This window comes from uncultured Bacteroides sp., from assembly GCF_947632445.1.
In the GTDB taxonomy this organism is placed as follows: Bacteria; Bacteroidota; Bacteroidia; order Bacteroidales; family Bacteroidaceae; genus Bacteroides.
Genome location: NZ_CANRPM010000007.1, coordinates 32,581 through 46,745, shown reverse-complemented (window position 1 = coordinate 46,745; position 14,165 = coordinate 32,581). Strand labels below are relative to the sequence as shown.

General features: G+C 50.1%; 9 protein-coding genes and 1 tRNA gene. 8 read left to right on the top strand and 2 right to left on the bottom strand.

The features are described 5' to 3' along the window. Positions 1-150 precede the first annotated feature (150 nt). Positions 151-1,428 carry a tRNA lysidine(34) synthetase TilS gene (tilS, locus tag Q0Z70_RS02795; protein ID WP_298072447.1) on the top strand — a complete coding sequence of 426 codons (1,278 nt, stop codon included), beginning with the start codon at positions 151-153 and terminating at the stop codon, positions 1,426-1,428. On the opposite strand, the gene Q0Z70_RS02790 is transcribed toward tilS, so the two are convergent. Then, positions 1,418-2,251: a 4Fe-4S binding protein gene (locus Q0Z70_RS02790; protein ID WP_298072445.1), complete on the bottom strand. Its 834-nt coding sequence runs from the start codon at positions 2,249-2,251 to the stop codon at positions 1,418-1,420. The genes tilS and Q0Z70_RS02790 overlap by 11 nt on opposite strands. Before the next feature lie 235 nt (positions 2,252-2,486). On the opposite strand from Q0Z70_RS02790, the gene rho reads away from it, so the two are divergent. From rho to Q0Z70_RS02755, 7 genes are all read left to right on the top strand, one after another. Continuing rightward, complete coding sequence (gene rho / locus Q0Z70_RS02785) at positions 2,487-4,493, top strand: transcription termination factor Rho (protein WP_298072443.1); 2,007 nt, start codon at positions 2,487-2,489, stop codon at positions 4,491-4,493. Between the two features lie 40 nt (positions 4,494-4,533). Further along, positions 4,534-5,856: a signal recognition particle protein gene (ffh, locus tag Q0Z70_RS02780; protein WP_298072441.1), complete on the top strand. Its 1,323-nt coding sequence runs from the start codon at positions 4,534-4,536 to the stop codon at positions 5,854-5,856. A gap of 193 nt (positions 5,857-6,049) precedes the next feature. Further along, positions 6,050-6,934: a bifunctional methylenetetrahydrofolate dehydrogenase/methenyltetrahydrofolate cyclohydrolase FolD gene (gene folD / locus Q0Z70_RS02775; protein ID WP_298072439.1), complete on the top strand. Its 885-nt coding sequence runs from the start codon at positions 6,050-6,052 to the stop codon at positions 6,932-6,934. A 327-nt stretch (positions 6,935-7,261) separates the two neighbouring features. Next, positions 7,262-7,333, top strand: a tRNA-Cys gene (locus Q0Z70_RS02770). Positions 7,334-7,553: 220 nt separating this feature from the next. Continuing rightward, the gene (purL, locus tag Q0Z70_RS02765; protein WP_298072437.1) at positions 7,554-11,258 is read left to right on the top strand and encodes a phosphoribosylformylglycinamidine synthase; all 3,705 of its coding nucleotides are present in this window, start codon (positions 7,554-7,556) and stop codon (positions 11,256-11,258) included. 166 nt (positions 11,259-11,424) lie between these two features. Continuing rightward, positions 11,425-11,985 carry a chromate transporter gene (locus Q0Z70_RS02760; RefSeq protein WP_298072435.1) on the top strand — a complete coding sequence of 187 codons (561 nt, stop codon included), beginning with the start codon at positions 11,425-11,427 and terminating at the stop codon, positions 11,983-11,985. Between the two features lie 22 nt (positions 11,986-12,007). After that, positions 12,008-12,556: a chromate transporter gene (locus Q0Z70_RS02755; protein WP_298072433.1), complete on the top strand. Its 549-nt coding sequence runs from the start codon at positions 12,008-12,010 to the stop codon at positions 12,554-12,556. Between the two features lie 84 nt (positions 12,557-12,640). On the opposite strand, the gene Q0Z70_RS02750 is transcribed toward Q0Z70_RS02755, so the two are convergent. Next, positions 12,641-14,155, bottom strand: coding sequence for a family 10 glycosylhydrolase (locus tag Q0Z70_RS02750; protein ID WP_298072430.1), 1,515 nt, complete (start codon positions 14,153-14,155; stop codon positions 12,641-12,643). Between the last annotated feature and the right edge of the window lie 10 nt (positions 14,156-14,165).

Genomic DNA, 14,165 nt, shown 5'->3' with positions numbered 1-14,165 from the left:
TTTTTAAATAACAAGACATGAGAAACTGATAGCAAACTCATCTGCATCGCTCCACGCTCCATTTCAGAAAACGATGCTTTAAGAGGAAGAAAGCTACGTTTTAAAGGACGTAAAGCAGTGCTTTCCGAAGATTTTCTTACCTTTGCAGATATGGAAAAGAAGAAAGTTGCCCAATACATCGCCCAAGAACATCTGCTAAAGACAAGCTGTAAAGTCATCGTGGCCCTAAGCGGTGGAGCCGACTCCGTGGCACTCCTGCTCCTGCTGACAGAGCTGGGCTATACGTGCGAAGCGGCGCATTGCAACTTCCACCTGCGCGGCAAAGAGTCCGACCGCGACGAGCAGTTTGTCCGCCGCCTATGCGAGGAGCGGCACATCGCTCTGCACGTCGTCCACTTCAACACTGCCTTGCATGCCGCCAATCAGCATATCTCCATCGAAATGGCTGCCCGCGAACTGCGCTATCAGTGGTTCGAGACCCTCCGTCAGAATCTGGATGCCGACGTCGTAGCCGTGGCCCATCATGCCGACGACAGCGTGGAAACCTTCCTGCTCAACCTGATACGGGGCACAGGTATCAATGGTTTGCGGGGTATTTGCCCACGCAACGGCCGTATCGTTCGCCCCCTGCTCTGCCTGACTCGCGAAAACATCCTGCACTACCTCGACCGACAAGGCCAGACGTATGTTACCGACAGCACCAACCAGCAGGACGAGTACATACGCAACAAGATACGCCTGAACCTTCTGCCTCTAATGCAGGAAATCAACCCGTCCGTCCGGCGGAGCATCCTTCGCACGGCTGCCCATCTGGACAAAGCCGCCACCTTATATAATATAGGTATAGCCGAAGCCACGAAAAGGGTTCTCTGTCCCGAAGGCATCCGCATAGTCGCTTTGCTGAAGGAAGCGGAACCGCAGGCGCTGCTTCATGAAATTCTCCATCCGCTTGGCTTTAACGAAACGCAGACGAACGACATTTTCCGCTCGCTCGACGGACGGGTCGGCAAGACTTTCGAGTCGAAAGATTGGCTGGTGGTGAAGGACCGTGACCTGCTACTGATGCAAAGCAAGCAGGCCATGAACCGTCCGCCTCAATTAGAAATAACGGAAATGGAGCGTACACCGGACTTCGTTATCCCCCACGAGCGTCTCACTGCCTGCTTCGACACCGGCAAACTGCATCACGCACTGACCCTGCGTCTGTGGCAGACGGGCGACACGTTCGTCCCTTTCGGTATGAAAGGGCGCAAAAAAGTAAGCGATTATCTGACCGACCGTAAATTTTCCCTCCTGCAGAAGCAACGCCAATGGGTACTGTGTTGTGGCAAGGACATCGCTTGGCTGGTGGCCGAACGGACAGACAACCGCTTTCGGGTAGACGAATGTACTCAGAAAATAACGCTCGTCCGTGTGGTTAAAGAATGATTCGGTTCTCCTTCGGGCGCTGGAAGCAATCGTGAAGCAAGGCAGCGAAGGGCGTATCGAACGTGCGTGCCTTTTGCGGGCACCCTTTCACGCAGGCGCAACAACGAATACACTTGTCGGCAATCGTCGCGCATTCCTCTCCTTTCATGATGGCTCCGGCAGGGCAACGCTCCACGCACAGGCCGCAATGCGTACAGAGATTCTCATCTGCCAAAGGTGTACGAGGCATGGGCACACCGCTCTTTCGTAACTTTATCACGCTCCACAGGAAGCGGAGCAAAGGGAAGAAAGGCTGTTTCGGCCGCTGAATCTTCTGTACGTCCACACCATACAGATGTTCCGCGTCGGCAGCTGTCTCAAGTTTGGCCCGTACTTTCATACCAAAGTCTTCCGCAAAATTCAGGTCGTCTTTATCGGGACGGCCAGCTGCAATGGGATAACGGTCGCTGCTGTACGAATGTTCGCCCACAAACGTGCCGCCAGCAATCACCTTGAACCCCAGACTACCTACAAACGTATCCAGCTCCACCAACGCCTTCTCGTAGGCACGGTTACCATAAACCACAACAATCACCGCCGGCGTACTGTCGGCAAGGAGGTCTTTCATCCGCTCCAAAGCCAAGGGTGCCACATGGCCACCATATACAGGTACCGTTATCACCGCCAGGACATCGGAACCCAATCTCTTTTTCTTAGGTGTCTGCAAAGTCATATCTATAGAAGAAACATCCGCAACACCCGTTCCGCGAACGATTGCTTCGCCTATTTGTTTAGATGTATAAGTAGGCGAAAAAGTAATCAGATTAATTTCAGTAACAGTCATAATTAAACGTTTATCACGAAACAAAGATAAGATATTCTATTAAAAAAACAGGCCGATTGTATGTGAAATCAAAAATAATTCTCTATCTTTGCGCCGTTGAAAAGACATCAATAGACTAAAAATAATCCCTATTTAAATAAATAGATTTCAAAAAGGTGGTTCAGCTTAATTGTTGGCAACGGTTGCTTTAAGTAAGCGATCCCCTTCCTATACAATATAATTTATACACATATATATGTACAATATTATTCAACTGAACGACAAAAGTTTGTCGGAACTTCAAAGTATTGCGCAGGAATTAGGTATCAAAAAGACCGAATCACTCAAAAAAGAAGAGTTGGTCTACAAGATTCTTGACGAACAAGCCATTGTGGGTGCAACCAAGAAAGTCGCTGCCGACAAACAAAAAGAAGAACGTAAGAACGAACGCCAAAAAAGATCACGCGTCACCGTTAAGAAGGACAACGTGGATAAAGTTTTCTCGGCAGACAAAAACGGAGAGCTGAGCAAGCCCAATCCAAACGAAGCTCCTACCATTGAAAAAGCTACTGTTGCTCCTACCCAACCAGTCGTAGAAAGCACAAACAAGACGGAAGAAAATGCCGAATCGACCAAACGCAAACCCGGACGTCCACGCAAGATTAAGGCAGAAGAGAAAAAGACAGCAGAGAAAAAAGAAAATGAAACCGTTGCTGAACCATCAGTAAACGAAAAAGAAAAGGAAGCTCCCAAAGCAGTGGTAGCTGAAAAAGAGAAAACGGTTAAGGTCGAAACGACAGAACCTCAAGACAAGATGCCACTTCCGGTCAATGCAGATAACGACTTCATTCCCATTGAAGACCTTCCGACTGAAAAAATAGAACTGCCTTCTGAACTGATCGGTAAATTCGAAGCAACCCGTGTAGAACCACCCGTACAAGCACCGGCTCCACACAAACAACCGCAGCAACGTCCGCGCATTCGTCGTGACAACAATACCGAAAACAAGAATAACAATAACAACCAACAACAGCGTCCTGCCGCTCAACCCCAACAACGAGCCATCCAGCCCCATAATGCAGAGAATACTCCGCAGCCTCAGCCGGAGCGCAAACAGCCTGAACATGAAAAGGCATACGACTTCGACGACATACTTGATGGTATCGGTGTATTGGAAATCATGCCTGACGGATACGGTTTCCTCCGTTCGTCGGACTACAATTACCTCTCTTCGCCCGACGATATCTACGTATCGCAATCGCAAATCAAGCTATTCGGTTTGAAAACGGGCGACGTAGTAGACGGTGTCATCCGTCCGCCAAAAGAAGGAGAAAAATACTTCCCGTTGGTAAAGGTTTCTAAAATCAATGGCCGCGATCCGGCTTTTATACGTGACCGCGTTCCTTTTGAGCACCTCACGCCACTCTTCCCCGACGAAAAGTTCAAACTTTGTAAAGGCGGATACAGCGACTCGCTTTCAGCTCGTGTGGTAGATCTCTTCGCTCCCATTGGCAAGGGACAGCGAGCCCTCATCGTAGCACAGCCAAAGACAGGTAAGACCATCTTGATGAAGGACATCGCCAACGCAATCGCAGCCAACCATCCCGAGGTATATATGATTATGCTGCTCATTGACGAACGCCCTGAAGAAGTGACCGACATGGCCCGCACTGTCAACGCCGAAGTCATCGCTTCGACCTTTGACGAGCCCGCCGAACGACACGTAAAGATTGCCGGCATCGTACTGGAAAAGGCTAAACGCATGGTGGAATGCGGGCACGACGTGGTCATTTTCCTCGACTCCATTACTCGCTTGGCACGCGCCTACAACACGGTTTCCCCCGCATCGGGCAAAGTACTCTCAGGTGGCGTAGATGCCAATGCGCTGCACAAGCCCAAACGTTTCTTCGGTGCTGCCCGCAATATCGAAGGTGGCGGTTCGCTCACCATTTTGGCTACCGCCCTGATTGATACCGGTTCCAAGATGGACGAAGTGATTTTCGAAGAATTCAAAGGTACGGGCAACATGGAACTCCAGCTTGACCGCAACCTGGCCAATAAGCGCATCTTCCCCGCCGTTAACATCATTGCTTCGAGCACACGCCGCGACGACCTGCTGCAAGACAAGCAAACACTCGACCGCATGTGGATTCTGCGCAAGTACCTCGCCGATATGAACGCTCTCGAAGCCATGGACTTTGTGAAGGATCGTCTGGAAAAAGCCAAAGACAATGAGGAATTCCTCATGAGCATGAACGGTTGAAAATAGTGAATCATTTACAATGAATAATTGATAATACCTTATGTTCGATAACTTAAGCGAACGGCTCGAACGGTCGTTCAAGATATTGAAAGGTGAAGGCAGAATCACCGAAATTAATGTAGCCGAAACCTTAAAAGACGTACTCAAAGCCTTGCTTGACGCCGATGTCAATTACAAAGTGGCCAAAAAATTTACCGACACCGTCAAGGCAAAAGCCATGGGACAAAACGTACTCACCGCCGTCAAGCCCAGTCAACTGATGGTAAAAATCGTCCACGATGAACTGACCCAATTAATGGGTGGCGAAACTGCCGAAATTGACTTGAGTGGCAAACCGACAGTCATCCTGATGTCGGGTCTGCAAGGTTCGGGTAAGACAACCTTCTCAGGAAAGCTGGCTCGCATGTTCAAGATGAAAAAGAACTGCAAACCGCTGCTCGTGGCCTGCGACGTCTACCGCCCTGCCGCTATCAAACAACTGCGCATATTGGCTGAGCAAATCGAAGTACCCATGTACTGTGAATTGGACAGCAAAGATCCTGTGAAGATTGCACAGAATGCCATTCAGGAAGCTAAGACCAAAGGTTACGACTTAGTCATCGTTGATACTGCTGGTCGTTTGGCTATAGACGAGGAAATGATGAATGAGATAGCCGCCATCAAGCAGGCTATCATCCCCAATGAAATTCTTTTCGTAGTCGATGCTATGACTGGTCAGGATGCCGTGAACACAGCCAAGGAATTCAACGATCGACTGGACTTCAACGGTGTGGTACTGACCAAGCTCGACGGTGATACCCGTGGCGGTGCAGCTCTTTCCATCCATTCAGTAGTAAACAAACCCATCAAGTTTGTGGGTACCGGCGAGAAACTTGACGCTATTGACCAATTTCACCCCAGCCGTATGGCCGACCGTATTCTGGGTATGGGTGATATCGTGTCACTGGTAGAACGTGCACAGGAACAGTACGAGGAGGAAGAAGCCAAACGCCTGCAGAAGAAGATTCAGAAGAATCAGTTCGACTTCAACGACTTCATGAGCCAAATTCAGCAAATCAAAAAGATGGGTAATCTGAAAGAACTGGCCTCCATGATACCGGGTGTAGGCAAAGCTATCAAAAACATCGACATCGACGACAACGCCTTCAAGAGCATCGAAGCCATTATCAACTCCATGACACCGAAGGAACGTACCAACCCAGAAATTCTGAACGGATCACGCCGCCAGCGCATCGCCAAGGGTAGCGGTACGAACATCCAGGAGGTAAATCGCCTGTTGAAGCAGTTCGACCAGACTCGCAAGATGATGAAGATGGTTACCGGTAGCAAGATGGGCAAGATGATGATGCCAAAACTGAAGTAATAAATGTAGATATAACGAATATCTGTTATACTCCTAGAGTACAGAGGTTACAAACTAAAAACAGAAAACAATTTTTGTTAGTTTTATATCCTCCATGTCCTTTTATATCACATAGCTTTCGACGCTTCTTGGTTTATTTACCCAAATCCGTTATTTTTTCGATATTTATATATTATCACTAAAACACAAAAAAATGACCTTAATAGACGGAAAAGCCATTTCAGAACAATTGAAACAGGAGATTGCCGCCGAAGTGGCGGAAATCGTGACTCGTGGAGGCAAACGTCCCCACCTAACCGCCATCTTGGTTGGACATGACGGCGGTAGCGAAACTTACGTAGCCGCCAAAGTAAAGGCTTGCGAAGTATGCGGTTTCAAGTCGAGTGTTATCCGCTACGAAGCTAACGTGACCGAAGAAGAACTGCTGGTCAAGGTACGTGAACTGAACAACGACCCTGACGTGGACGGCTTCATTGTACAGCTCCCCCTACCCAAGCACATTTCCGAACAGAAAGTAATCGAAACCATCGACTACCGCAAAGACGTGGATGGCTTCCATCCCATCAACGTAGGACGCCTCTCCATCGGTCTGCCTTGCTATGTGTCAGCCACGCCGAACGGCATCCTTGAACTGCTGAAGCGCTACAAAATCGACACGAAAGGCAAGAAGTGCGTCATCCTGGGGCGTAGCAATATTGTAGGCAAACCGATGGCTATGCTAATGATGCAGAAAGCTTATCCTGGCGACGCTACCGTTACCGTTTGCCACAGCCACAGCCGTGAATTGGTAAAAGAATGCCAAGAAGCAGACATCATCATTGCCGCTATGGGCCAACCTAACTTCGTAAAGGCGGAAATGGTGAAAAAGGGCGCTGTCGTAATTGACGTAGGTACCACCCGAGTACCCGATGCTACCAAGAAATCTGGATTCAAACTGACTGGCGACGTAAAGTTCGATGAAGTGGCCTCCAAGTGCTCGTTCATCACCCCTGTACCAGGTGGCGTAGGTCCCATGACCATCGTTTCGCTAATGAAAAACACCCTGCTGGCAGGCAAGAAAGCCATTTACAAAGACTGATCTACCTTCCAACCCTGAAAGGCAATGAAGACGTGGGCGCTCCCCACCTTATTCCTCTATAGCGTAACTCTCTCCACACAGGAGTGGATTACGCTATTGTTTGTGGGTATTATCTATACCTGATGCTGCATTAGGCATAGATAAACCCACAAGCTGTTTTTCTATGTATAATAAGGAAGAGTTGGTAAGCAGACAAAATGATACCGGCGACTATAACGCGACTATGAAGAAAGAAATGAAGAAAAAAGGCTACAGATAGTTGGTAATTAGAAAAATTATACTACCTTTGCAGCCGTAATCAGGAAAATACCCTTGTGAATTGACTCTGGTACCTTGGATGAGTGGCTTAGTCAGCGGTCTGCAAAACCGTGTACGGCGGTTCGAATCCGCCAGGTACCTCTTAAAATCCCTGCCTTTAGAAAAGGTGGTTTTTTTATTCTTCTCGGCCTATACGAGAGAGATCAATAGTCTCTCGGAAGTAAAAGCCAAAAACTATGTTTTCGTTTTTGTATTTCCCTCGGCATGCACTATCTTTGCAACATGAAAGGATAGGGAAATGCATTCACCCCTATGTCTGAAACGACAACAATTATTATCATCATTTATAGCGCTATAAAATATGATTTCTTTTTATAGAACTCCTCAGAAAAGCGTGATTGCCGCCGCAAGCGAACACGCCATCTCAAAAACAGACAGCGAAAAGCTCTGCTGGCTTTTTGGAGAAGCCACCCCTGAAAGTGAAGAAAACCTGAAAGGCTATTTCGTGGGGCCCCGCCGCGAAATGATTACTCCTTGGAGTACGAACGCTGTGGAAATTACTCAAAACATGGGATTGACAGGCATCACACGCATTGAAGAATACTTTCCCGTGGCCGACGAGAACGCTGAGTACGACCCCATGCTCCAACGCATGTACAAAGGACTGGATCAACAGGTGTTCACTACCAACCGCAGGCCCGAGCCCATCGTTCACATCGAAGATCTCAAGGCCTACAATGAGCAGGAAGGTCTGGCCCTCTCGAAAGAGGAAATGGACTACCTGAAGAAGGTGGAGAAAGACCTTGGCCGCCCGCTGACCGACTCCGAAGTGTTCGGTTTCGCTCAAATCAATTCCGAGCATTGCCGCCACAAGATCTTTGGCGGTACGTTCATCATTGATGGCGTGGAGCAAGAATCTTCGCTCTTCCAAATGATCAAAAAGACTACACAGGAAAATCCCAACAAAATCATATCGGCCTACAAGGACAATGTGGCCTTTGCCGAAGGCCCTGTCATCGAGCAGTTCGCTCCCACAGACCACTCCAAACCTGACTACTTCAAAGTGAAGGATATCAAGAGTGTTATCTCCCTGAAGGCCGAGACGCACAACTTCCCCACCACTGTAGAGCCATTCAACGGTGCATCGACTGGCACAGGCGGTGAAATCCGCGACCGTATGGGCGGCGGAAAAGGCTCCTGGCCCATCGCCGGTACGGCCGTCTACATGACTTCCTACCCCCGCACGGAGGAAGGACGTAAGTGGGAAGAAATCCTGCCCGTGCGCAAATGGCTGTACCAGACACCCGAACAAATCCTCATCAAAGCGTCGAACGGTGCCAGCGACTTCGGCAATAAGTTTGGCCAACCGCTCATCTGCGGTTCGGTGCTGACCTTCGAACATAAGGAAAAGGAAGAAGTTTATGGCTACGACAAGGTCATCATGCTAGCCGGAGGTGTAGGTTACGGTACTCAACGTGATTGCCTCAAGGGCAAACCAGAAGCAGGCAACAAGATCGTGGTGATGGGTGGCGACAACTATCGCATCGGCTTGGGCGGCGGCTCCGTATCGTCCGTTGATACCGGCCGCTACAGTAGCGGCATTGAGTTGAACGCTGTACAACGCGCTAATGCCGAGATGCAAAAGCGCGCCTATAACGTGGTGCGCGCCCTCTGTGAGGAAGATGTAAACCCTGTGGTTTCCATCCACGACCATGGCTCGGCCGGACACGTAAACTGCCTCAGCGAGTTAGTGGAAGAGTGTGGCGGACACATCGACATGAACAAGCTGCCCATCGGAGACAAAACCCTCTCGGCCAAGGAAATCATTGCCAACGAAAGCCAAGAGCGCATGGGATTGCTTATCAAGGAGGAAGCCATCGAACACGTGCGTAAGATTGCCGAACGCGAACGTGCCCCGATGTATGTCGTGGGCGAGACGACCGGCGATCACCGCTTCTGCTTCGAGCAGGCCGACGGTGTACGCCCCTTCGACCTGGCCGTCGAGCAGATGTTTGGATCCTCACCCAAAACGTATATGGTGGACAAGACCGTAGAACGTCATTACAAGATGCCTACCTATGAACTCTCCAAGCTTCATGAATACTTAGCCAACGTGCTCCAATTAGAAGCCGTAGCCTGCAAGGACTGGTTGACTAACAAGGTTGACCGTTCCGTAACAGGGAAGATTGCCCGCCAACAATGCGTGGGCGAGCTCCAGTTACCGTTAAGCGATTGCGGCGTCGTGGCTCTCGATTACCGAGGCAAAGCAGGCATCGCCACTTCGTTGGGTCATGCTCCGCAGGCCGCATTAGCTAATCCGGCCGCAGGCTCCGTACTCTCCGTGAGTGAGGCTCTGACTAACCTCGTATGGGCTCCGCTGGCCGAAGGCCTCGACAGTGTATCGCTCTCGGCTAACTGGATGTGGCCCTGTCGTTCGCAGGAAGGCGAGGACGCACGCCTCTACACGGCCGTCAAGGCGTTGAGCGACTTCTGTTGTGCCCTGCAAATCAACGTACCTACCGGCAAGGACTCTCTCTCCATGACACAGAAATATCCCGACGGAAGCAAGGTCATCGCTCCGGGTACGGTTATCGTATCGGCTGGCGGTGAAGTGAGCGACGTAAAGAAAGTAGTTTCGCCCGTGCTGGTGAACGACCACAAGACGACGATCTACCACATTGATTTCAGCTTCGACAATCTGAAGGTGGGTGGCTCGGCTTTCGCCCAATCGTTGGGTAAAGTGGGCGATGACGTGCCTACCGTACAAAACCCCGAATACTTCCGCGATGCCTTCTTGGCCGTTCAGGAGCTGGTGAACAAGGGCCTCATCTTGGCTGGGCACGACATCTCGGCCGGTGGCCTTATCACCACCCTGCTCGAAATGTGCTTCTCCAACATGGAAGGCGGTATGGAAATCAGCCTCAACAATATCAAGGAAAACGACCTAATCAAGATACTCTTTGCCGAAAACCCAGGCATCGTCATCCAAGTGGCCGACAAGCACAAGGAGGAGGTGAAGAAGATACTCGAAAACGCAGGCGTGGGCTTCGTGAAGATTGGCAAGCCGACCGACGAACGCCACATCCTTGTAGAGAAAAACGGTGCCACCTACCAGTTCGGCATTGACCACATACGCGACGTATGGTACTCTACTTCCTACCTGCTCGATCGTCGTCAGTCGATGAATGGTTGTGCTAAGATACGTTTTGAGAACTACAAGATGCAACCCATGGAGCTGACCTTCATGCCAAAATTCACCGGCAAGCTCTCGCAATATGGCATCAGTCCAGACCGCCGTGCTTCGAGCGGCATCCGAGCCGCCATCATCCGCGAGAAAGGAACGAACGGCGAACGCGAAATGGCCTACTCGCTCTACTTAGCCGGCTTCGACGTGAAAGACGTGACAATGACCGACCTCGTGAGCGGACGCGAGACGCTGGAAGACGTGAACATGATTGTCTTCTGCGGCGGATTCTCCAACTCCGACGTACTTGGTTCGGCCAAGGGATGGGCAGGTGCCTTCCTCTTCAACCCCAAGGCCAAAGAGGCGCTCGACAAGTTTTATGCCCGCAAAGACACCCTGTCGCTGGGCGTATGCAACGGTTGCCAGCTGATGATGGAACTGAACCTCATCAACCCCACCGATGAAAAACACGGGCGCATGCTGCACAACGACTCGCACAAGTTCGAGAGCCGCTTCCTGGGCCTGACCATCCCGACGAATCGCAGCGTAATGTTCGGCTCGCTGAGCGGTAGTAAGTTAGGCATCTGGGTGGCTCACGGTGAAGGTAAGTTCTCACTACCTTACGACGAAGACCACTATAACATCGTGGCCAAGTACACCTACGACGAGTATCCCGGTAACCCCAACGGTTCTGACTACTCCGCTGCTGCCATTGCCAGCCCCGACGGACGCCACTTAGCCATTATGCCCCACTTGGAACGCGCCATCTTCCCTTGGCAAAATGCCTACTATCCCTCCGATCGCTTGCACCACGATGAAGTGACACCATGGATAGAAGCCTTCGTCAACGCCCGCAAGTGGGTGGAAGAAAAGGCCCAATAACGACAGAAGGCGGGTTGCCCACGTAAAGCAGTCCGCCCTATATACCTCTACATATAGACATAGATGATATGGATCGTAACGGTAAAACGGCCGAATGTCCATCTCATCTGTGTCTTTTCCCTTATTCAAAGCATTCAAACAATATAGCAAACAAAGAAGAACAGAAATGAATATTTATCTGGAAGCATTCACCATCTTCTTCAAGATAGGAGCCTTTACCATCGGGGGAGGTTATGCCATGGTGCCTCTCATCGAAAACGAAATTGTGACGAAACGCAATTGGATAGACAAAGACGATTTCATCGACCTGCTGGCCATTGCCCAGTCATCGCCCGGTATCTTGGCTGTCAACATCTCCATATTCATCGGCTACCGCCTGCGCGGCATCTGGGGAAGCATCGTCACGGCACTGGGCACTATCCTGCCCTCATTTCTCATTATCATAGCCATAGCCCTCTTCTTCCACAACTTCAAGGATAACACCGTAGTGGAACACATCTTCAAAGGCATCCGTCCGGCTGTCGTGGCTCTCATCGCTGCGCCCACGTTCAGCATGGGCAAGTCGGCCCACATCAACCGATACAACCTGTGGATACCTATCGTATCGGCCCTGCTCATTTGGCTTTTAGGCTTCTCGCCCATCTGGATCATCATTGCCGCAGGCATAGGCGGCTTTCTTTATGGAAAGTGGAAATCCAAACAAGAGAAAGAAAACATTCATTCATAAAGCAAAAGGAAAATCTGAAAACATGCTATATCTACATCTGTTCTATACGTTCTTCAAGATAGGATTATTCGGTTTCGGAGGAGGTTACGCCATGCTCTCCATGATACAAGGCGAAGTGGTGACCCGCTACGGATGGCTCACTCCTCAAGAATTCACAGACATTGTAGCTATCAGCCAAATGACTCCCGGACCTATCGGCATCAACTCGGCCACCTATGTGGGCTTTACAACCACAGGGAGCGTATGGGGCTCCTTCATCGCGACATTCGCCGTCGTACTCCCTTCGTTCATCCTGATGCTCACTATCAGCAGATTTTTCTTGAAATATCAGAAACATCCGACGGTAGAAGCCGTATTTTCGGGCTTGCGCCCTGCAGTCGTGGGCTTACTTGCATCTGCCGCATTGGTATTGATGAACGTTGAAAACTTCGGCTCGCCTACTGAAGACACACGCTCCTTCATCATCAGTTGCCTCATCTTCCTCATTGCCTTTGTGGGAATCAAGAAATATAAACTGAACCCCATCGGAATAATCGTGGCTTGCGGAATAGCAGGGCTGATACTTTATTAGATATAATATATAAGATGTGTGGCAAAAAAATATAAGTCACTAAAGAAACTCTCAACCCGATTCCTTATACCTAAGACCCAATACTTATAATTTGATTTTTTTCTTCACCGACTTCGATTCGTTGTGCAAACGGTCGAGGGCAGTCACCACGTAACGATACTTCGTCTTGCCGTCCTTATAAGGTAATTTGCACCAAGACTGACAAGTGATGGCCACAATGTGAGACGGGTCGTCAATGTCTACGTCTTCCTTGTCGGCGAAACGGTAAACTACGTAACGCACCGCGCGATCCATTTCATCCTTATATTTAGGCGCCGTCCAGAACAGGATGTAGCCATCTTCAGTCCACACTGGTTTCATCTTGCGTACTTTTCCGGGAGCCTTGTCATCCATAAAGTCGAATACAGGCGGCAAAGCGGGATACTTGTAATACTCGGCCACCAATGCTTCACGATACCGTCCTATATTCTCTACTACTGCCCCGGCATACCACTGGCAACTTCCACCAATCGTCTGATAGGCACGCTGCAAAGCCATCTTGGCGGGAAGCTGGTTCATATTGGGATTCTTTGGGTCGGCATTCTGCACGGTATTCTCTACCGACTGGCCGATAAAGAGTGGGCGCCCCTCGCTGTGCTTGGCCCACCAATCCACCAACTCGGCATAATCGGCCACCGGATGACCAATCTGCCAATAAATCTGCGGAATGTTGTAGTCTATCCAACCCTCGCGTGCCCAAAGCAAAACATCGGCATAGAGGTCATCGTAATTCTGTAGCCCACGAGTCTTGCTGCCCAGCGGATCGCTCGACTGGTTACGATAGATGCCGAAAGGCGACACGCCGAACTTGACCCAAGGCTTCAGACCCCGTATCGTTTCATGGATTTTGCGGATGAGTAAGTTGACGTTGCTACGCCGCCAGTCGCCGATATTGTCGAAGCCTCCCCCATAGCGGGCAAAGCTAACCGAGTCGGGAAACTCCAGCCCTTTTGTGGGATAGGGATAGAAGTAGTCGTCCATGTGGATGGCATCCACATCATAACGCGACACGATATCATTCACTACCTGGCAGATATAATCTCGGCTCTGCGGCAAAGCAGGATCGAAAAAGAGCTGGTTGCCGTAGGTTAGAAACCACTCAGGATGGCGATTATAGATGTGTTGCGGTACCAGCTGATTGGCTAGCGACGTTTTCACGCGGTAGGGATTGATCCATGCGTGGAACTCCATGCCGCGCTTATGACACTCAGCAATCATGAACTGCATCGGATCCCAATAAGGTTGCGGCACCTGTCCCTGCACACCCGTCAGGTAACGGCTCCACGGTTCCAGCTTCGACGCATAAAGGGCATCGGCTTCAGGACGCACTTGGAAGATGATGGCATTGATGCCTGCTCCTTGCAGGGAGTTCAGCTGACTGATGAGAGTAGCCTTTATCTTTTCGGTCGGCATGCCCTTGAACTGTCCGTTCACTACTTGGATCCAAGCGGCACGGAATTCACGTTTGGGATAGCGTTGCTGTTTCGTCAACTGTGCCTGCGACACGAGAGGATATGTCAGCAGAAGCAACAAGCACAAAAATAAGTTTTTCAGTTTCATTATTTCTTCT